Consider the following 21,142-nt stretch of genomic DNA (forward strand, 5'->3'; position numbering starts at 1 on the left):
TCGCATTTAGCGACATCATTTATGAACTGCATTTATTGCACACAAGATAAGGGACATAATATGTCTAAAACAACTGGTATCGTTAAATGGTTTAACGAAGAAAAAGGTTTCGGCTTCATTACTCAAGACAACGGCGGCGCTGACGTATTCGTACACTTCCGTGCTATCGCTTCTGAAGGTTTCAAAACTCTTGCTGAAGGCCAAAAAGTGTCTTTTGAAGTAGAGCAAGGCCAAAAAGGTCTTCAAGCTGCGAACGTTGTTCCTGCTTAATAATTGATTTTTTAGTGTAGAGTTTATCTCTAACACTGGAAGATATAATAAACGCTGGCTTTATTAGTCAGCGTTTGTTTTTATAAGAAGTAACACAAAAATAAAAAACCAGACTAAGCACATTGCTTAACAAACTGGCAAGGCAAGCCCAAATAACCCATTTATAAACTTCATAGTTTGAAGTGTGAAAAATTAATACTCGACCCTCTGCTTTAGCATCAAGTCCCGTTGTAATTCTGTTCACCGTACTTTCGATAAAAGAAAGTGTCTTCGAAAAGTCGTTTTATCGATATTCCCTAAAAGCGAAACTCGAACTCAGCATCAAAATAAATAGGTTAATACCGGCTTATGTACTCGTTTACGAGTATTCGATTGGCATCACAGATTTTCTCTAAATAATTGAGTAATTTCAGTGCTGTTATAGAAAAATAAGAAGGAAAATAACTATGATTCGTTCAAACGGTAGAAAACGTTTTTGGTTCCAACACCAACGTGATCAATCTCAGTCTCAAATGAAAGACAAATAGATTCTCTCTAAGAATCAACCCTCCCATAAGGGAAATGAAGCACAGCACTGATTCAGTGGTGTGCTTTTTTGATCTAAAAGCCCTTCAATAACGTATTAGCTAAAATGATTAACCAACCTAGCGATGATGTTATGTGGAAGTGGCTATTTATAGGATGTTTAGCGGTAAGCCAGGTAGGCAGGGCCCAAGTTGATTCGAGTAATTTACAGCTTGTTGGCGAAGCTCGCATGACATACTTATTTTGGGATATTTATGATGCGCGGCTATACAACCCATCGGGAGACTACACTACCCAGGGTTTACCATTGTTACTTTCATTGTCTTATTTAAGAGACTTTAAAGCCAAAGATATAATCAAAGCGACTAATGAGCAGTGGCAACATCTAGGCAAGCAATCTCTTGTTGGACAATATGATCAAGAATTGATGGCGTTGTGGCCAGATATTAAGCAAGGCGATACGCTAAGTGTTTTAGTCGAGAACAATCAGACTTCTGCTTTTTTCTACAATGGTAAAAAGCTTGGCGTGATCCGAGATCCTAGCTTTACTGAATCTTTCATCGCGATTTGGCTTTCACCGAATACCTCTCATCCCAAAGTACGTAAGCAACTCATTGGACAGTAAGCATCAATAAACTCAAGGAAGTAGTTATGAACCTGATTAAATCATTTTTTGTTATCTGTTTAGCAGCCGCTTTATCCAGTTGCTCAGCACCCGATGTTGAAGTTTATAAAGGTAGTCAACCTGAGTTTAATTTTAAGCGCTTTTTCACTGGCAAGTTAAAAGCCTACGGTGTGGTGCAAGATTATAAAGGTGAGCTGACCAGAAAACTCGTTGTCGATATGGACGCAAGTTGGCAAGGAAGTAAAGGCGTTATCGAAGAAGATTTTGTTTATGATGATGGCGAAACCCAAAAGCGAATTTGGTATATCACCCTCAATGATGACGGCTCTATTTCAGGCGAAGCAAGTGATGTGATTGGTATTGCTTCTGGGCGCAGTTCGGGCAGTGTTTTTCAGTGGAATTATGATGTTGAGATCCCCTATAAAGACGATACGCTCGAAACTCATTTTGATGATTGGATGTATCTGGTTACTCCGACACGTTTGATTAATCGTACTAGCATTTCAAAGTTTGGCATTGAAGTAGGGCAAGTGACCTTGGTTATTGAAAAAGAATAGTGCTCGAAAAAGACTAGGCATCGCGCGTATTGGTAGCTAGGAATCATGTATAAATCCCATTTTTAGCATTTCATTTAGCCAAGTGGTCAGATCTCTTTCATACTGATGACATTACACTCAATAAATAATAAGGAATGTTATGTCACTTGCGACTATGTCTGGACTAGAAGTGCTACAAGCAATGGCTGCGGGAAAAATACCACCAGCGTCAATTACTCAAACGATGCCAATGAAAGTAATTTCTGTCGAATCTGGCAAGGTGATTTTTGAAGCAACCGCCGATGAAAGACATTTAAATCCGCTTGGTGGCGTGCATGGTGGTTTTCTCGCGACAATTATGGATTCGGTAACAGCATGTGCCGTACATTCAGCGCTTGAAGCTGGAGTGGGTTATGCAACCATCGATTTGAATGTCAAAATGCTGAAACCGGTTCCGCAAAATACACCACTTATTGCCGAAGGGAATTTGATTAATTTAAGTAAATCTTTAGGTATCTCAGAAGGTTGCTTGAAAGATGAGCAAGGGAAATTATATGGTCACGCAACGGCAACTTGTATGATTTTGCGCTGAAGAGATCAAAAGCGATACTGACAGTGTTGGTATCGTTTTTCTTTTTTACCATAGGAAAAATCATAAAATATCCACTTATCATTAATTAATGATTGAAGTTATGTTTTTGTAGAGATAAGTTAACTAGAAGGAAAAGAAAATAACATATTTTAAGCGATTGAAATTTGATGTTTAACATTGGATCTAGGCTTGAAATGCACATAAAACAAGGACAATGTCGTTATGCAAAAAGTAGATGATGTAAGAATTAACCAAGTTAAAGAACTTTTACCACCAATCGCTGTTTTAGAAAAGTTTCCTGCAACTGAAACATCCACCAACACGACATTTGAGTCTCGCCAAACCATTCATAATATTCTTGAAGATAAAGATGACCGCCTGCTTGTCGTTATTGGCCCATGCTCTATTCATGACACCGAAGCCGCTCTCGAATATGGAAAACGCTTAAAAGTACTACGTGATGAACTTAAAGATGATCTTGAAGTGGTAATGCGAGTTTATTTTGAAAAACCTCGTACCACCGTAGGCTGGAAAGGACTTATTAACGACCCATATTTAAACGATAGCTATCAAATCAATGATGGTGTTCGTATGGGACGTAAACTGCTTCTTGATTTAACCGATAGCGGCATGCCAACGGCGAGTGAGTTTTTAGATATGATCACACCGCAATATGTGGGTGATTTGATCAGCTGGGGCGCCATTGGTGCTCGTACAACTGAATCACAAGTTCACCGCGAGCTTGCATCAGGTCTATCTTGTCCAGTTGGTTTTAAAAATGGCACCGATGGTAACATCAAAATTGCGACAGATGCTTGTAGTTCTGCTGGCGCATCTCATCATTTCTTATCAGTAACTAAATACGGCCACTCTGCAATTGTAGAAACGGCAGGTAATCCAGATTGCCACATCATTTTACGTGGTGGTAAAGAGCCAAACTACAGTGCTGAGCATGTTGCTGCTGTGAAATCAGAATTAGCAGGTAACGGGCTACGCCAAAAAGTGATGATTGATTTCAGCCACGCAAACAGCTCTAAGCAATTCCAGCGTCAAATGGTGGTTTCAGAAGATGTGGCTACTCAAATTGCCGGTGGTGAAAATGCTATCTTTGGCGTGATGATTGAAAGCCACTTAAATGAAGGTCGTCAAGATCTAGTTGATGGCAAAGTTGAAAACTATGGTCAGAGTATTACCGATGCGTGTATCGGTTGGGATGATACAGAAACAGTATTGCGCCAACTTGCAAAAGCAGTAGCGGATCGTCGTAAAGCGAAGTAATCCGAATTAGAAATACGATTAAATAGAATGCCCAGCAAATTTGCTGGGCATTATTGTATGTGGAGTTAGTGGTTATTCCTTAGCTAAAAAATGACTTCTGCTCTAAATTAGTTAAAAAGCTCCACGCCACAAAGCGACTGATCTTCTGGCCTTGTGCCATTTCAACGACGCGAATATTGGTTGCGCCTAATTTTTTCAACTGCTGCTGTAGTAACGGCACATTCTCTTTTTTGGATACTAGGCTAGTAAACCAACATACTTGCTTGGCAAAGTCTTTACTTTCGATGGCCATTTGTTTCAAGAAAGCAATCTCACCACCTTCATAACACAACTCATTTTCAGTCCCTGCAAAGTTTAAAACTGGCTGGCTATTTTTTGCTAATGCTTCAGTTTTGCCTTTATTGAGGTTATTCACTTTACGTAAGCTACCTTCACGTGCTTTTTCCAATGACTCGTGAAATGGAGGATTACACATGGTTAAAATGAAATCGTCGTTCGGTTTGATGATGCCGTGGAAAATGCTGCTAGGTTTAGCTTGCTGACGAACTTTCACTTTATTCGTCAATCTCTTATTCGCCTGAATTAATAATTGTGCGGTTTTGACCGAGATCGGATCAATATCGCTGGCAACAAAATTCCAGTCATAAAGGCTTGAGCCTAAAATAGGGTAGATGCAGTTTGCCCCTGTGCCGATATCAAGGACTGTATGCTTGTGATTTGCTGAACCTGCATTCGGATCGCGCTCGTCATTCTCTACGACAAGCGTATCAGTTTTTTCTTTGGTTGCGGTTAATAGGTCGCCGAGATAATGAATGTAATCAGCTCTTCCCGGAATTGGCGGGCATAAGTAACCCGGTGGGATTTGCCAAAACTCTAAACCATAATACGCTTTTAACAGTCCTTCATTGAGTGCTAACACCGCTTTAGGATCGCTAAAGCTAATCGAGCGTTCACCACGAGGGTTTAAGATCACGAATTCTGTTAATGCCGGATTTGCGGCTTCTAATTTATCAAAATCATAACGACCATTGTGCAGGTTACGGGGATGCAATCCGGTTGGTTTTTTATGTATTGGTGATTTTGAACGGTGCGATGCTGTCTTATTATTATTAGCTTTGGGTTTATTCGTTCTAGGTTGATTGGATCTTGGTTTCTGAGAGCTGGACTTATTATTTCTGTTAGTCGTTTGAGAGTGACGATTATTTTTGTTGTGAGGTCCAGTGGCCATGAGGGCTCCAAGAAATAGGTAGAATGAAAAACGGCGTGAATAATAGCGCACTTCTAGACTATACCCAAGCAACTTCACCGGACAGAGAGTGTGTGTTGCTTAACTCATTTTGATTACTTTACTTGGTATTTGAGCACGGAATGACGTTCTATCAACGTCGGCTCTAATTGAATCACTTGTTGAGGTGCATCTGGGCTTTCAAGGCGATAAAGTAAAGTATCCACCGCAGTTTTTCCCAATTGATGTTTTGGTTGGTGAATGGTGGTTAAAGAAGGCGTGATGTATTTGGTGAGATGAATATCATCATAACCAATAATGGAAAGATCTTGAGGGATCTTTACACCATCTTGGTTTGCCGCATTAATTAAACCCAATGCCATCATGTCATTACAGACGAAGAAAGCACTCGGTAAAGATCCATTGAGTTTTAGAGACTGGTAAGCATCGTAACCACCGTCACACTCAAAATTGCCTTGAGCTATCCAGTTTTCATTTAAAGTCAGGTTATTATCCTGCAAGGCTTGCTTAAAACCATCAAAACGCAGTGATGCTTGACTACGATGTAGCGGACCGGTGACACAGCCTATGTTGGTATGGCCATGGTCTATTAAATACTGAGTGGCTAAGTAACCACCTTTGAAAGAGTTATCTTGAATTTTATCGCTCGCGTATTCCATTGGGCCCCAGTCCATAACGACGACAGGCAGTTCTGGATAGCGTTCAAAAATTTCAATTTCTTCACCCTCAAGGGTAGAGCACATTAACATTAAGCCATCGACACGCTTTTGTAGCAGAGTGTCTATAGAGGCTTTCATACGTTCGCTGTCACCTTCGGTATTACAAAGTATTAGGTTATAACCTTTCTCATAACAACGTCTTTCAACGCCTTTAAGTACTTCGCCAAAGAAAGGGTTGGTTGAGGTTGTCACTAGCATGCCAACGGTTTTAGTGCACTTCATCTTTAGACTACGAGCTAATGCAGATGGTGCGTAATTAAGCTCTTTTGCTGCTTGTTTTACGCGCTTTTCAATATCTTCACTAACAAATCGAGTTTTATTCAAAACATGGCTAACAGTGGACGTCGACACTTGAGCAAGTCGAGCTATGTCTTTCATTGTTGCCATGTGATGATTCCCTATTTATAGAAAGTAAAATTGAATTTTAGACGCTAAATTAACATGTTTGCTGTAGTAAAAAGTTATCCGTTTCTTGCCGTGTCGGGATGGAGGTTTGTGCTCCAAAGCGAGTAACAGAAAGGGCTGCGGCGGCATGTGCGAAATAGATCGCTTGTACAGTGTCAACGCCTTCAAGTAATGCAGTAACAAATGCGCCATTAAAGGTATCACCGGCCGCGGTAGTATCCAGAGCTTTTACTTTAAAGCCTTGAATAATTTTACCTTTTCCATTTTCACTTAGCCATACACCTTTAGCACCTAGGGTAATAATTACGGTTGGGATACCTTTTTCATGAAGATTATTCGCCGCTTCTTGTGCTGAATTATCATCGGTGACAGCAATACCCGTTAAGACTTCAGCTTCAGTTTCATTCGGGGTAATAATATCAATGTTATTCAGGATAGAGTCCGGCAATGCTTTCGCTGGAGCTGGGTTTAAAACGACTTTGATATTAGAATTAGAACTCGATTTAGCCAATTTGATTGCCGACTCAATACCATCTAAAGGGGTTTCAAGTTGCAGCAGTAAATAATCGCAGTGTTGGATGGGATCTTTAAAAATAGATACTCGATCTTGGTCTAGAGCATTATTGGCTTCTGGTGAGAGGCAAATACTATTTTCGCCCTCATCAGAGACTTGGATCAATGCTACGCCGGTAGGAGTTGATTGAATGCTAGATACATAGTCAGTGTTGATACCATCTTGTGCAAAACTTTGAATGATATTTTGCCCAAAGGAATCACTTCCTACACAAGCTATAAATCCAATGTCTGCACCTAAACGTGCGGCAGCCACCGCTTGATTAGCTCCTTTTCCACCAGGAATAACTTGGTAATTACGTCCCATTAGAGTTTCTCCTGGACGAGGGAAAGAGGGGACTTGAAGTACATGATCGGCATTAACACTACCTAAAACGATCAGCTTGTTCATATATCATCCTTATGGCGATAACGTTTAAATACGAATTGATATGACTTAAATACGTCATATCAATGAGCATTCGCAGTGAAGAAAGTGAGGGCAGTTCAGCCCTCACATTTAGTGATTATTTAGTAATAACTTTAAGTGGAACCGGAATGTTTTTTTCCACCGATTCACCTTTTAGAACTTTGTCTGCAGTGGCAACACCTAGCTCACCAATTAGAGCGGGTTGCTGTGCAATTGTTGCACCTAATATGCCACGGTTAACTGCGGCAATACCATCATCGGTACCATCAAAGCCAACAATTAAAATCTCTTTTCCTGACGCTTGTACCGCACGTAGAGCGCCAAGTGCCATTTCGTCGTTTTGTGCGAATACAGCCTGAACATCGCCATTGGCTGCGAGCAGGTTTTCCATTACATTTAAACCTTTGCTACGGTCAAAATCAGCAGGCTGGCTTGCAAGAAGGTCGAGTTGTGAATTTTTCACAGCGTTCATGAAACCTTCACCACGCTCACGAGCAGCTGAAGTACCGGCAATACCTTCAAGTTGAATGACTTTAGCTTTTTCGCCGACCTTTTCAATAATGAATTTACCCGCCATTTCACCACCAGCAACATTATCCGAAGCAATATGGCTGACAACGTCACCACGGCTTGCGCCACGATCGAGTGTTAATACTGGGATATTAGCGCGGTTAGCAATTCGAATCGCGTTAGAGACCGCGTCTGAATCGGTTGGGTTAATAAGAATCGCTTTTACACCACGCACCGAAAGATCTTCGACATTAGAAAGCTCTTTACTTGGGTCATTTTGCGAATCTAAAACAATCAGATCGTAACCGAGTTCTTTTGCTTTGGCTTCGGCACCGTCTTTCATACTCACGAAGAATGGGTTGTTTAGTGTTGATACCACAATAGCCATTGTATCTTGAGCTTGCGCGGCAACCGACATCGTACTGGTTAACATGGCTGCGGAAAGCAAAGTAGTCAGTTTTTTAAGTTTCATGTTGTTATTCCTTTATCGTAGGGGAGCTTATTGTTAGCTCTTAGTGTCGGTAATGACGTTTATTTATTTTTATTATCAACTAGTACGGCCAATAAAATAACGACTGCTTTAGCAATCATTTGGTAATAAGAAGAGACATCAAGCAGGTTTAACGCGTTGTTTAAGAAACCGATAATCAATGCGCCAATTAAGGTGCCCATAATACGGCCACGACCACCCATTAAACTGGTACCACCTACGACAACGGCAGCGATAGCATCGAGCTCATACCCCATGCCAGCGGTTGGTTGGGCGGAAGATAAGCGTGATGTCACGATCAAACCTGCAAGAGCTGAAAGTAAGCCACAAATCGCGTAGACACCAATTTTTACTCGGTCAACATTAATGCCCGATAAGCGAGTTGCCGATTCGTTGCCACCTAATGCGTAAACGTAGCGACCAAAGCGAGTGTGGTTTAAGACATACCAAGCGGCAGCAAAAACAAATACCATGATCCACACAGGAACAGGAATACCTAGTGTGTAACCAGTACCAAACCAAGCAAAGTTATCTGCGACATCGGTAAAGCCAGTTGAAATTGGGCGACCATCGGTATAAACCATTGTGACACCGCGTAAAAGCGTCATAGTGACTAACGTTGCAATAAAGGCTTGAACTTTACCCTTGGCGATAATGACACCACTGATGCCACCTAAAATAGCACCCGCTAATAGGGCAGTTGGAACGGCAATTAAAACCGGAACTTCCATTGCAATTAAACTGGCGGCAAAAGCGCCACATAAAGCTAAAACGGAACCCACGCTTAAATCGATACCCGCGGTTAAGATAACTAGCGTCATACCCACCGCAATAATGGCGCTAACGGAGGTTTGGCGCAAAATATTGAGTATGTTATCGACGGTGAAAAAGTTAGGATTTAAAAACGAAACCACCACGATTAAGAAGATCAAGGCAATGAGCGACTTTTGCTCAATTAACCATTCTTTACTCAATAAAGGTTTTTTGGGTTGTTCTGGTGTGTTCGGTTTATTGATAGTGTTGCTGCTCATGCGACGTCCTTACTGATGTTTTTACCGACTGCACAAGCCAGTAGTAATTCTTGGTTAGCTTGTTTAGCGTCAAATTCGCCACTGATTTTGCCTTCATGCATAACTAAAATCCGGTCACTCATGCCAAGCACTTCCGGCATTTCTGAAGAAACAAGAATGATGCTCATCCCTTCAGCTTTAAATTTATTAATTAACTGGTAGATCTCTTTTTTGGCACCAACGTCTACGCCCCGAGTAGGCTCATCCAAAATCAACACATTAGGTCGAGTCATTAATCCTTTAGCAATCGCCACTTTTTGTTGGTTACCGCCGGATAGGTTTCCGATGATTTGTTCTCGGCTTGGGGTTTTTATATTGAAAAGATCAATAAAGTCATCCACTGCCATGACTTCACTTTTATGCTGAATTTGAGCTCCAGAACTAAAGTGTCGTAGGGCAGATAGTGTCATGTTGTCTTTGACAGAAAGACCTAGTACTAAACCATCACCTTTACGATCTTCTGAGATATAAGCAATACCACAAGCAAGCCCTTCTTGAGGTGAAGTAGGGTGAATGCTGTTACCCTCTAATAGTATCTCTCCAGAGTGATAAGGTAGGGCACCATAGAGCATTTTCATGAGTTCTGTCCGACCTGCGCCCATTAAGCCAGAAACCCCTAAGATTTCACCGCGCTTGAGATCGAAGCTAATGTTTTCAATACCTTTACCTGTTAATCCTTTGACTGAGAGGCGAGTTTCATCAGATTGCACGGCAATACGAGGATATTGTTCTTCAAGCTTCCGGCCTACCATCATTTCAATCAGTGAATCTTCATCGGTATCTTTTACTTCGCATTCCCCGATAAATTTTCCGTCTCGTAATACGGTAATATCGTCACAAACTTCAAAAATTTCTTTTAAACGGTGAGATATATAGACAATGCCACACCCTTGAGAGCGCAGTTCATTGATCACTTTAAATAAAAACTCAGTTTCTTTGTCGGTTAAAGCATCGGTTGGCTCATCCATGATGATAACTTTTGATTCAAAAGATAAGGCTTTGGCGATTTCCACCATTTGCTGTTCGCCTAAACTCAGTTGACCCAGTAAGGTTTTAGGGCTGCGTTTTACATTTAATCGTGCGAGAAGTTCCGCCGCTTTTTCGTGCATTTTATTCCATAAGATCTTGCCAAATGCGTTCGTCATCTCACGGCTAAGGAAAATGTTTTCAGCGATGCTTATTTCGGGAATAAGGTTGAGTTCTTGGTGAATAATGCTTATACCAGCTTGCTGTGAATCTCTTGGTCCTTTAAATGTAACTGGCTGACCTTGATAATGAATACTGCCGCTATCTAACGAGTAGATGCCTGTTAACACTTTCATTAGCGTCGATTTACCCGCTCCATTTTCACCCATCAATGCCATTACGCGGCCGGGATAGACATTAAGGCTCGCTTTATCTAATGCTTTTACGCCCGGGAACGCTTTTTCTATTTGGTTGAGCTCTAAAATAGCCTTGGTCATACACATATCTCGCTTGTTTTATCTTTAAATCAAAAAGTGACACCAGATTGAAAAATCACGTTCGCATAAGGAGTGCACTCACCAGTACGAATGATGGCTTTACTTTGATGACTTCTTGATTTAAATGCCTCATGAGTAATGTAAGTAATATTGATTTCTTTACCCGTGAGTTTCTCTTCTTGTTCAATTCGTTGAAGTAGGGCGTTGTGGTGCTCAGGACTGAATTGTTTAAATTCTTCTGCCAAAATGACGCCTTCAATTTGTGACTCTTTTAAAAATACATCAACGGTTTGAGCAAACGTCGGTATACCAAGTGTTAGGGCTAAATCAATACGAGGTGTTGTATGGGGAATAGGAAGTCCGGCATCGCAAATTGTAATTTCATCGGTATGTCCTAATGTTGCAATTAGGTGTGAAAATTCAGAGTGGAGAAGGGCGCTTTTTTTCATAATAATGACACCTGTTTGATTTATAATTAGACATCAGCGAAACGTTTCGATAAAGCATAATGATTGTTTGAGAGAATGCATTCTACCGGTCAATGTTTTGTGAAATAGATCATCGAAACGTTTCGATGATTTAGTGTGGAATTGATCGCTGTCACAGTTAGCTTTCGTGGCGACTATAAAAATATACCTTCCAATGAGTATTCGATATCTTCATGGCAGCTTATGAAATTTATGATTTAGAGGTATCAGATGGAAAATAATACTCAGGCCCCGAAGCACCGCATTCGCGCTGCAGGGATCATTGCTCAAGATGATCATGTTCTATTGATTAAGGTGAAAGACTTTACTGGTGAGTATTGGATCCCGCCAGGAGGAGGTTTAGAAGCTTGTGATTTGCACACCAAAGATTGTGTTAAACGGGAATGTTTGGAAGAGGTAGGGCTTGAAGTGCAGGTAGGCGAATTGTTGTGTGTACGAGAGTTTTTAGAAACCACGAAAAATCGCTATAACGCGGAATTCTTTTATCATATAGAACAATTTGAAGGACAACCACACACTGACAATCTAGCCGGTTTAAATGATGAAGAATTTATTCAATCGGTAGAGTGGGTGCCGGTGACTAGTTTGGCAGCTATACGCACATTTCCTACCGATTTAACTGCGGTGGTAGACTTGGTATCACATAAAGTCGCCAGTATTCATCTTGGTAGCTATATTCAAGGTAACAATGAGACTCAAAATCAGTTGAAATGATCGCAACAAGCCAGTTGTTTGAGTATATAATCTCGGCTATCGACACTTGCTAAGCACCATTGAACTACAAAGGAAATGTGATGCCTCGTTATAAATCACAGCTAACGATATCTTTAATTTTTTCATCGTCTTGTTTCTTATCTTCAGCAGTCAGCGCCGCTTCTTTCACAGATCCTTTAGATGGCAAATTTGATATGAGTGAGGCGATTGCCGAGAATCCTTACGCATTCCTGCCGATCCCGATTGTACTTACCGAGCCTGCCATTGGTTACGGTGGTGGTTTTATGGGCATGTTCTTGCATGAATCAAAAGAAGCGCGTGACAAAAGAAAAAAACTCGCTCTAGAGTCGGCAGATGGTGGCGTGAACCTTATTCCGCCTAACTTTACTATTGTCGGAGGGGCGGCAACGGAAAATGGCACTTGGTTTATTGGCGGTGCACATCGCCACACTTGGCTTAATGACCGAATTCGTTATCTTGGCGCTGCTGGTTACGCCAATATTAATATGGATATTTATCATGAATTTGATCAAATCCCGGTTGATAAAGATCTTTCCTTTGAAAGCCAGACGGAAGGTTATGGTGGTCTGCAAAAATTGCAGTTTAAAGTTGCTGATACCAAGTTATATCTAGGCCTATCTCAGCTTTGGTTTCGCACAAAAATCGGTGCCAAAGAAGATATTGCTAATAATGTCTTACAACGTGTTTTAGGTGATGAAAGTACCTCTTCTGCACTTGGTTTGATTGCGCAATATGACTCTCGAAATAACCTGTTTTATCCTACTAGTGGCGGTACCGTTAAAGCCGAATATTTATGGTATCGCGATGGCTTAGGCAGTGATTATGAATACGATACTTTAACCTTAGATGGAAAGTATTTTATTCCTCTTTCTAAAACTTGGACGCTCGGAGTTGCGGGTAATTATCAGTCTTTAACCAATGCAGATAGAAACTTGCCACCATTGGCGCGTCCGTATATTAATTTACGTGGTATTTCTCGTTATCGTTATCAGGGTGACTATGTTCTGACCGCGCAAACTCAGCTTATGTGGCAAGTCACGCCGCGTTGGTCATTGCAAGGTTTTGTGGGAGCGGGTTCAGTAGCAGAAGAGGCTCATGATTTATACGATGACACTGAAGTGGCTTATGGCGCAGGTTTTCGTTATTTAATTGCTCGTCGCTTTGGTTTGAACATTGGGATGGATTTTGCGTTTAGCGACGATGATAATGCATTCTATTTTAACGTCGGTTCAGGGTTTTAGTGGTGAATTTTATTCCGCTGTTATTGGCTGATAAACTCTTTTATTAGCTAACCAGCTCTTTATAAGTCAAAAACAATCTCGCATCGAATTCTAGCTGGTGGTAATCCGGCTCCATGTGACAGCAAAGCGCATAAAAGGCTTTGTTGTGCTCTTTTTCTTTGATGTGTGCCAATTCATGAACCACTAACATTCTAAGCAATGGCTCAGGTGCGTCTTTGAAAATAGAGGCAATCCGAATTTCATTTTTTGCTTTTAATTTCCCGCCATGATTACGAGACACAAAGGTGTGTAAACCCAGAGCATGATTGACGACATGGATTTTGGGATCGTAAATCACTTTGGAAAGGGGCGATGACTTTTTTAAATAACGATTTTTTATCGCCATAGTGTAGTCGTATAACGCTTTCTCGGTTTTTAGGTTGTGCATTTGTGGGTATTTGCTTTCAACCCATTTAGCGAGTTTACCTTGCTCAATCAGTGTTTTTACCTGAGATAACACCGCATCAGGGTAGCCTTGCAAATACTTGAGATTGGTTACAGACGTCATATTGAATTACTTTTAATGTGATGGGCGATATAGTGAGTGATAATAGGCTACCTAGAAAGAAAGGTTTCTAGATAGCCTAAATATTAATTTAAGCTTTAAATTGCGCTTTACGTAAACGGTTTAAAACGGCCATTACATCTAAGGTTCTCGGCTTGGCTAAGTCACCATTTTTTGGCATGGCTTGATACCAATCTTGATTTAGCTCGTCATCGAAGATCTTCGATGGATCTTTGCTCCAACCCGGCTGTTGAGATAGTTGGAACCATAACCAACCAATCGCGTTCAGCTCACTGGTCGATTCAATTTGCTCAAGTGCAGACACATCAATGTGCTCTTTACCAAAACGTAAGGTATGAGTGCCTTTCCCTTGAATGCGAAATTTTCCTTCCGCTAAGATTTTGGTCAAACAAGTATTATTAAAGGCGCGAGCGGGGTGCTGAACAAGTTCACTTTCTGATTCGAGTTGGCGCTGGCTAGGGTGCTGTTTAACCACTTCTTTCGCCTTCACCGTTACATCTAATGCTTGGTAGTCGTGCATTTGAATCACGGTATCGGCCACATCAAAGTAATCGCCTGAGCCGCCCATTACGATAATTGAAGACACGCCTTGCTCATCACGTAATTGACCAATTCGATCCACTAATGGAGTGATCGGCTCATCACCTTTACTGACCAATGCTTGCATGCGCTCATCACGGATCATGAAATTAGTGGCAGAGGTATCTTCATCAATTAACAGCGTAGTCGCACCTGCTTCAAGAGATTCTTGTAACCAGGCAGCTTGAGAGGTAGAGCCTGAAGCATCTTGAGTGGAAAAATCAGTCGTATCTTTCCCCATAGGCAAATGGTTGATGTAGTTAGATAAATTCAAATGGTGAACACTACGACCATCTTCTGCGCGAATCTTCATTGCTTGCGGGTCAGTGACAATGTATTCACGACCATCTGTTGGAATATGATCGTAGATAGAACGTTCAATTGCTGTCAGTAGGGTCGATTTACCGTGGAAACCGCCACCGACAATGAGCGTGATGCCTTTTGGAATCCCTAAACCGCGAATTTTGCCTTTATGAGGAGTGTTTAATTCAATGGCTAGAGATTCAGGAGCCGAAAAGGTTACTGCCTCTTTCATTGGTAGATCGCAATCTCCAGATACGCGAGGAAGCACGCTGCCATCAGCAACAAAAGCCACAAGATTGTTTTCTGCTAGTTGCTTGCGTAGGGCAACTTGATCTTCGACCACTTCACAATGGCGTTTCAACGCATCCATATCAATCTCACGCGCAATCGTAGAGCGGCGGATAAATTTTGGAAGATGGAACGTTAAAATGTTAATCGCTTTCTTACCGAGGATTTGACGACCATCGGCAGGTAGATTGACGCGGAAACGTAGCTCGATACCTTCTTGGTCAAACACAACGGCAGTGTGATCAAGTACGCTTTGACCATTAAAGGCGATGTCTACAGAGGCTTCAGGCTGCGCAAGCTGTGAAAAGTAGCGAGCAATATAGTCACGTGCGGCGCGTTGGTAGTCTTCCGATTGTTCTAATAACCATTGTAAATCCGTTAGAGACCACGCTCGGCGAGCACGTAAGCGAGAGGCGGTAGCATGTGGGTCACCTTGAACGGTATCGATAAAAAGATCGAAATCAGTAAAATCATACTGACCTTTGATTTGTTGGTAAGCACGGTAGTTTTGCTTTTCGATATTTTTCAGTTTGAAGATCAAGGTATCCATAGGGTTCCGGTATCGCTTTTGATAAGAATAAAACTAGTGCGGAGTATATACTAATTGAGAGATATGGAGTGAGCTATACATAAAAAAAGCCTCCTTTGCACTATGACGAAGTATGTAGTGCGGCAAAGGAGGCGTTGAGCAATAACTCCCCTTACAGAGTATACCCATCGTACTTTAAGCCGCAGCTTTGTTGACAGCGTTCATTCGCCCCAATCATTTAGGCAAGCTAAACTCATGGGGGCTCATTCACTTGTCGCCTCACTGCAACTTCAATTACTTCGGGTATATATCAGCTCATAAATAACTCTAAACTTAAGTTATTTGGGTCTATTGCTTACAAATTAAGGCTGTAATGCAGTTAATGCTTCTAGGTCGATATCTTGTTGGTAATCAACACCTTTAATATCAAAACCATTGAGTTGCATAAATTCTTGTTTATAGCCCTGATAATCACCAATCTCTTTAAAGTTAGTGGCGTTCATTTGGGTCATAAGCTCAGACACTCGTTGTTGAATGCTTGGTTTCATTTCCCAATCATCCATACGGATCAAACGCTCAGCATCGACAGGTATGCTCTCTTGGTTATAAAGCTTGTCGCTAAACAGACGTTGCATTTGCTCAATACAAGTTTCGTGGCTACCGTCTTCCTTCATCGCTTTGTATAGCGCAATGATATAAGGCGTGAAGGTTGGAATAAACACGCTTGCTTTGGTCACTAATGCTTTACATACCGTGGCATGAGCAGAACCGTTGAAGTTTGCTAGTTTCAGGTTTAACGAGTGACTTGCTTGATGTAGATCCACCTTAGCCCAACCTAGTGTACCGTCACGGTAGATAGGGTAGTTAGCCTCTGAACCAATGTATGAAAAGGCGATAGTTTTACAGCCTTCAGCAATCGACTCTGCATTGATAAGGGTATCGACCCACGATTCCCAATCAGAGCCGCCCATTACTTTAATGGTAGATTCGATTTCTTGATCGGTAGCCGGTTCAATGGTGGTTTCAGTCCACTGATCATTTTCAAGTAGTACTGTCGCGCCAGTAACGCTGTCACCAATTGGTTTAATGCTTGATACCCAATTTTCACCGGTTGCTGGATTTGGACGAATGCCTGTCGCTAAGCTGTAAATAATCAGGTCTACTTCGCCTTCAAAGTAAGTTTCTATTGCTTCAACAACTTGATCACGAGTTTCTTGTGCAAATGCATCTCCGACGATATTGACGGCGATACGACCTGCTTTTTCGGCTTCTTGCTTAAAGAAAATGTTGTTATACCAACCCGCTGTGCCAACGCCCTTTTCAGAAGGGCCTCGTTCAAACGATACGCCGATGGTGTCAGCTTCACTGCCGCCAAAAGCGAGAGCAATACGTGCCGCTAAGCCAAAACCTGATGATGCGCCTAGAATGAGAACGCGCTTAGGGCCTGCTTTAATTTGAGTGGCACTTTTAACGAATTGAATTTGCTGTTGGATTGATGCTTCACATCCGTATGGATGGGCACTGCGGGCAACCACGCCCTTGATGATAGGTTCAATGACCATACGTTATCCTATGTAATCTTATTTTATGATGGATTGATTAATACTAGGATAAGGTCATCAAGACAGTGAAATATTGAGCTGAAAGGGTATAAAGGTGAGTTTTTAAGGTTAAATAAGAAAAAATTGTTTCAGATCATGAATGATTGGCGATAAAAACAGCAAAGCCAGCTTGGATTAAAGCTGGCTTTTTAGTGATCGGTTTATGAATAAAGAGAGTAATGGATTACGGATTTATAAAATAGGTTTAAGCTGAGAAGCCATAAACTGGGCGATCCAAGGTTGAGCATCGGCTTTGGGATGCAGCCCATCGTTCATCATCCATTCCGGTTTGATGATGACATTTTCCAGAAAAAACGGCAGTAACGGAATATCTTGCTGCTTGGCTACCTCAGGGTATAAATTAGCAAAAGCTTGAGTGTAACGTTTACCGTAATTCGGCGGCACCATAATTTGCATAAGTGCTACTTGGCTTCCGGCTTGTTTACTTTGCTCAATCAATTGGTTCAAATTTCTTTGAATGGTCGCTGGTGGAAAGCCTCGTAGACCATCGTTGGCACCGAGCTCAATCAATACCCAATCTGGTTGGTGTTGTTTTAATAATGAAGGAAGGCGTTGCAAGCCATTACCAGTAGTATCGCCAGATATGCTGCCATTTATCACATCGGCTTCAATACCTTTTTGCTGTAATTCTTTAGGTAGTAGTGATGGCCAACTTTGTTCAATCGGCATTTGATATCCAGCACTTAAACTATCGCCTAAGATTAAAATAGTGGTTTTTACCGCAGCCTGTGTGACGGAAGAAAAGCACAGCACTAATAGTAAGGATAACAATCTCATCATGTCTCAATCACCTATAAAAAATGCACCTATAAAAGATCCATCTATAACAAAAGCAGCAGAGAACGAAGGCGTAAACTCGAGTGCAGAGCAAACTTCGTCTTTGAGCACATCACCTGAATTTGATGATTCGGACAAGATAGTCATCCAAGCCCAATCTTTGTCTAAATCAGTCTCTACCGAGAAAGAACATTTAACCATATTAAAACAGGTTAACCTAGCCATTCGTGCAGGTGAAAGTGTTGCGATTGTAGGTACGTCGGGAGCAGGTAAATCTACTTTGATGACCTTATTAGCTGGGCTAGATGTGCCAACCCAAGGTGAAGTGAGTTTGCTTGGTAAGCCTCTATCGACTCTTGATGATGAGCAACGTGCTACGCTGCGTAGTGATTCCATTGGTTTTGTGTTTCAAAGTTTCCTACTTATTCCAACCTTAACCGCACTAGAAAACGTTACCTTACCTTGTTTGTTAAAAGGTGAGAAAGAAGACATTGAACGAGCAACCCAATTACTCACCGAAGTCGGCTTAAAAGACCGATTAACCCATACGCCAAGTCAGCTTTCCGGTGGTGAGCAACAGCGTGTCGCATTGGCTCGTGCTTTTATGATTAAACCGAGTATTTTATTTGCTGATGAACCGACTGGAAATTTAGATCAAGTGACAGCTGCGAAAATTATCGAGCAACTTTTTGAGCTCAACAAAGCGCACAAAACAACGTTGGTTTTAGTGACTCACGATAATGATTTAGCCAAACGTTGTGACAGAACTTTTTATATGCAAGCCGGTGAGTTGGAGGAAAGGGAATGAATCAAGCGTCCAAATCATTGCCTAACCGAGAATTACTGAGGTGGAGTTGGCGTGAGATCAAGCAAGGCCAACTTTGGCCAATTGCCATTGCGCTGACCTTAATTATCGCTTGTGTGTTTGGTTTAGCCGCATTGGCTGACCGTATGGATCAAGTAATTGAAACCCAAGGCAAGAACGCACTTACGGCCGATACGGTATTTCGCTCATCAAATCCTTTGCCAGAAAGTTTATTAACGAAAACTTCTCAGCAGCAAGTTGAAACCGCCACACTGACACGTTTTGCCACCATGGCATTTAGCGATAACAGCATGCAATTGGTGACAGTCAAAGCGGTGGATAGCCAATACCCTTTACGCGGTGAAATGGTGCTATCAAGCCATTTTACTCAAAGTCATTCTACACAAAGCCAATCAGCGCAAAGCTCATATGTTCAAGCCAATCAATTGTGGCTTGAGCCTAGAGTCATGCAGCAGCTACAAGTTAAAGTGGGTGACAGTGTCACTATAGGCGATGCGGATTTTGAAGTGACAGGTGAAGTTTTGCAAGAGCCGGGGCTTGCCTTTAATCCATTTCAGCAAATGCCGAGCGTGTACATTCATCAATCGGATGTAGCAAAAACCGGTGCCGTTCAATTAGGCAGCCGCGTAAGCTTTCGTCTGTTTATTAACGGTGATGATCAGCAAATCTCTCAAATTAAACAAGCGGTAGAGTTAACCCCGAGCGATCGCTGGGTAGATGAAGATTCACAAAGTCGCACCTCAGAAGTATTTAATAAAACCAAGCAGTACTTGTCGTTAACGGTCGCGATTGTAGTTGTAATGGCGGCGATAACACTAGTCTTAACTTGTCAGCATTATGTATCGAGCCGACGTCAAACTATCGCCATGCTAAAAAGTTTAGGGGCGCAACGTCCTTGGCTAATTCGTTGGCTAAGCCTACAGATTGGTAGCTTGTTTGCCATTGGCATCGTATTAGGTTCACTGATTGGCGTATTACTTGAAATGGTACTGCGTATTCCGTTAGCCGACGTTCTGCCGGATCCTTTACCTAGTTATGGTTTGATGCCATTTTTGTTATCAGTTGGAACGTGTTTAGCGATTGGTATTCCCGCGTTAGGCATTCCTTTGATTGGATTGCTTAATACTTCTGCGGCATCAGTCATGCAACCTAGCCAAGGTAATATTCCTCAAAAAGCATGGTTGTTGATCTTATTGCCATTTGGTTTGTTGATGTCGGTTTACGGTGGCAACATGCTGGTTTGGATAGTGTTAGCCAGTATTCTAGTGCTATTTGTGATCCTTGGTGTAATCAGCTTATTTATAGTGAAAGGTTTACAGCGTCTACCTGCATCACCAGCATTAAAATTAGCGTTAAGCCGAATTAACCGCTCTTCTGTTGCTAGTGGTATTCAGTTTGGCGCGTTGGCTTTGTCATTAATGCTGATTGCGATTATTTGGTTAGTACGTAGCGATTTATTGAGTGATTGGCAACAAACGCTACCTCAAGATGCGCCGAATGTGTTTGCACTTAATATTGCCTCTTATGAAAAAGATCAATATCTACAAGAAATCGATGCTCAGGAACTAAACCGTTCAGAAGCTTACCCAATCATTCGTGGCCGTTTAAGTGAGATAAATGGTGTCGAAGCGAAAGAGTATGCCGAAGGTGAAGACAAGAGTGACTCGCTACGTCGTGAATTGAACTTCACATGGGCGGAAACCTTGCCAGAGCGTAATGACTTATTAGAAGGTGAATGGGGCGAAGCCGGTACGGTTTCTGTTGAATCCGATGTAGCTAATGATCTTGGCTTAAAAATTGGTGATTCCTTAACTTTTGTGATCAGTAGTCAAACCGTCACCGCTAAAGTGAATACCATTCGTAAAGTTCATTGGCGTGAAATGAAACCAAACTTTTACTTCATTTTCTCTCCAGATGTGCTTAAAGATATTCCTGGTACTTGGCTCGTAAGTTTTAAAGCACCAGAAGGCAACCAGACTCAAACCGATGCTTTCTTAAATAAAATGGCACGAGATTTCCCAACCGTGAGTTTAATGGACATTCGAACCATGGCGGGAAAAATTCAAGTTCTGCTGACGCAAATCGTGTGGTCGATTACTGTATTGGCCGGATTAGCTGTGATTGCCGGTTTACTGTTGATATTCACATTACTGCGTCTGAGCCTGTCGCAGCGACAAGATGAAATTCGTTTATACCGAACGCTAGGAGCGAGTAAAAAACGCATTAGTAGAACTGTGTGGTATGAATACGGCATCATGGCTTTGATTGCAGGTTTGGTGGCCAGTTTTGGCGCAGAGTCTAGTGTAGCAAGCTTGATGAAATGGGGCTTTGAGCTAGATCCTACTTGGCATTTTGCTTTGTGGATAACGCTTCCATTACTGGCATTTTTAACTTTGGCACTGGTGTTACAAACGCTGATTAAGCAATTACTTATACCTGTTAACAAAGCAAGTTAATAAAGCGAGCTAATAAACGTAC

Annotated in this window: 20 protein-coding genes; 9 read left to right on the forward strand and 11 right to left on the reverse strand. The window is 41.7% G+C overall.

All coding sequences use genetic code 11. The features are described 5' to 3' along the window. The first annotated feature begins 60 nt into the window (after positions 1-60). The 5 genes from cspE to aroG all read left to right on the forward strand — a co-directional run bounded on the left by cspE (position 61) and on the right by aroG (position 3,826). Positions 61-270, forward strand: coding sequence for a transcription antiterminator/RNA stability regulator CspE (gene cspE / locus K358_RS0105260; protein WP_017025742.1), 210 nt, complete (start codon positions 61-63; stop codon positions 268-270). Between the two features lie 631 nt (positions 271-901). Beyond that, complete coding sequence (locus tag K358_RS0105270) at positions 902-1,420, forward strand: chalcone isomerase family protein (RefSeq protein ID WP_211232231.1); 519 nt, start codon at positions 902-904, stop codon at positions 1,418-1,420. 26 nt (positions 1,421-1,446) lie between these two features. Then, positions 1,447-1,977, forward strand: coding sequence for a DUF3833 domain-containing protein (locus K358_RS0105275; protein WP_027695834.1), 531 nt, complete (start codon positions 1,447-1,449; stop codon positions 1,975-1,977). 139 nt (positions 1,978-2,116) lie between these two features. Further along, a complete protein-coding gene (locus tag K358_RS0105280; protein WP_027695835.1) occupies positions 2,117-2,548 on the forward strand; it encodes a PaaI family thioesterase in 432 nt (143 codons plus the stop codon). A gap of 222 nt (positions 2,549-2,770) precedes the next feature. Continuing rightward, on the forward strand, positions 2,771-3,826 hold the full coding sequence (gene aroG / locus K358_RS0105285) for a 3-deoxy-7-phosphoheptulonate synthase AroG (RefSeq protein WP_027695836.1): 1,056 nt from the start codon (positions 2,771-2,773) through the stop codon (positions 3,824-3,826). A 79-nt stretch (positions 3,827-3,905) separates the two neighbouring features. Here aroG and rlmF read toward each other — a convergent pair whose 3' ends face one another. From rlmF to rbsD, 7 genes are all read right to left on the reverse strand, one after another. Beyond that, a complete protein-coding gene (rlmF, locus tag K358_RS0105290) occupies positions 3,906-5,054 on the reverse strand; it encodes a 23S rRNA (adenine(1618)-N(6))-methyltransferase RlmF (RefSeq protein WP_027695837.1) in 1,149 nt (382 codons plus the stop codon). A 113-nt stretch (positions 5,055-5,167) separates the two neighbouring features. Beyond that, positions 5,168-6,178 carry a substrate-binding domain-containing protein gene (locus K358_RS0105295; protein ID WP_027695838.1) on the reverse strand — a complete coding sequence of 337 codons (1,011 nt, stop codon included), beginning with the start codon at positions 6,176-6,178 and terminating at the stop codon, positions 5,168-5,170. A 49-nt stretch (positions 6,179-6,227) separates the two neighbouring features. Continuing rightward, a complete protein-coding gene (gene rbsK / locus K358_RS0105300; protein ID WP_027695839.1) occupies positions 6,228-7,160 on the reverse strand; it encodes a ribokinase in 933 nt (310 codons plus the stop codon). A 115-nt stretch (positions 7,161-7,275) separates the two neighbouring features. Beyond that, entirely contained in the window at positions 7,276-8,160 is an 885-nt protein-coding gene (rbsB, locus tag K358_RS0105305) for a ribose ABC transporter substrate-binding protein RbsB (protein WP_027695840.1), read from the reverse strand. Positions 8,161-8,219: 59 nt separating this feature from the next. Next, the gene (gene rbsC, locus K358_RS0105310) at positions 8,220-9,209 is read right to left on the reverse strand and encodes a ribose ABC transporter permease (RefSeq protein WP_027695841.1); all 990 of its coding nucleotides are present in this window, start codon (positions 9,207-9,209) and stop codon (positions 8,220-8,222) included. Beyond that, positions 9,206-10,711: a ribose ABC transporter ATP-binding protein RbsA gene (gene rbsA / locus K358_RS0105315; RefSeq protein ID WP_027695842.1), complete on the reverse strand. Its 1,506-nt coding sequence runs from the start codon at positions 10,709-10,711 to the stop codon at positions 9,206-9,208. Before rbsA ends, rbsC begins: the two co-directional genes overlap by 4 nt. 29 nt (positions 10,712-10,740) lie before the next feature. Further along, complete coding sequence (gene rbsD, locus K358_RS0105320; protein WP_027695843.1) at positions 10,741-11,160, reverse strand: D-ribose pyranase; 420 nt, start codon at positions 11,158-11,160, stop codon at positions 10,741-10,743. Positions 11,161-11,409: 249 nt separating this feature from the next. Here rbsD and K358_RS0105325 point away from each other — a divergent pair, with 249 nt between their 5' ends. Next, positions 11,410-11,913, forward strand: a complete 504-nt coding sequence (locus tag K358_RS0105325; protein ID WP_027695844.1) for an NUDIX domain-containing protein — start codon at positions 11,410-11,412, stop codon at positions 11,911-11,913. An 80-nt stretch (positions 11,914-11,993) separates the two neighbouring features. Beyond that, positions 11,994-13,175, forward strand: coding sequence for a BamA/TamA family outer membrane protein (locus K358_RS0105330; RefSeq protein ID WP_038149724.1), 1,182 nt, complete (start codon positions 11,994-11,996; stop codon positions 13,173-13,175). A gap of 43 nt (positions 13,176-13,218) precedes the next feature. On the opposite strand, the gene K358_RS0105335 is transcribed toward K358_RS0105330, so the two are convergent. From K358_RS0105335 to tesA, 4 genes are all read right to left on the reverse strand, one after another. Further along, positions 13,219-13,722, reverse strand: coding sequence for a M48 metallopeptidase family protein (locus tag K358_RS0105335; protein WP_027695846.1), 504 nt, complete (start codon positions 13,720-13,722; stop codon positions 13,219-13,221). An 88-nt stretch (positions 13,723-13,810) separates the two neighbouring features. Next, positions 13,811-15,460: an ABC-ATPase domain-containing protein gene (locus K358_RS0105340; protein ID WP_027695847.1), complete on the reverse strand. Its 1,650-nt coding sequence runs from the start codon at positions 15,458-15,460 to the stop codon at positions 13,811-13,813. Positions 15,461-15,801: 341 nt separating this feature from the next. Beyond that, positions 15,802-17,001 (reverse strand): enoyl-ACP reductase FabV, encoded by a 1,200-nt coding sequence (gene fabV / locus K358_RS0105345; protein ID WP_027695848.1) that lies wholly within the window; start codon positions 16,999-17,001, stop codon positions 15,802-15,804. A gap of 231 nt (positions 17,002-17,232) precedes the next feature. Beyond that, positions 17,233-17,841, reverse strand: coding sequence for a multifunctional acyl-CoA thioesterase I/protease I/lysophospholipase L1 (tesA, locus tag K358_RS0105350; RefSeq protein ID WP_027695849.1), 609 nt, complete (start codon positions 17,839-17,841; stop codon positions 17,233-17,235). Here tesA and K358_RS0105355 point away from each other — a divergent pair. Both K358_RS0105355 and K358_RS0105360 read left to right on the forward strand, forming a co-directional pair. Next, complete coding sequence (locus tag K358_RS0105355) at positions 17,840-18,646, forward strand: ABC transporter ATP-binding protein (protein WP_083962758.1); 807 nt, start codon at positions 17,840-17,842, stop codon at positions 18,644-18,646. The two genes, tesA and K358_RS0105355, sit on opposite strands and share 2 nt — an antisense overlap. After that, positions 18,643-21,120 (forward strand): ABC transporter permease, encoded by a 2,478-nt coding sequence (locus tag K358_RS0105360; RefSeq protein ID WP_027695851.1) that lies wholly within the window; start codon positions 18,643-18,645, stop codon positions 21,118-21,120. The genes K358_RS0105355 and K358_RS0105360 overlap by 4 nt, the downstream gene beginning before the upstream one ends. Positions 21,121-21,142 lie beyond the last annotated feature (22 nt).

The organism is Vibrio litoralis DSM 17657 (assembly GCF_000426765.1).
Classification (GTDB): Bacteria; Pseudomonadota; Gammaproteobacteria; order Enterobacterales; family Vibrionaceae; genus Vibrio; species Vibrio litoralis.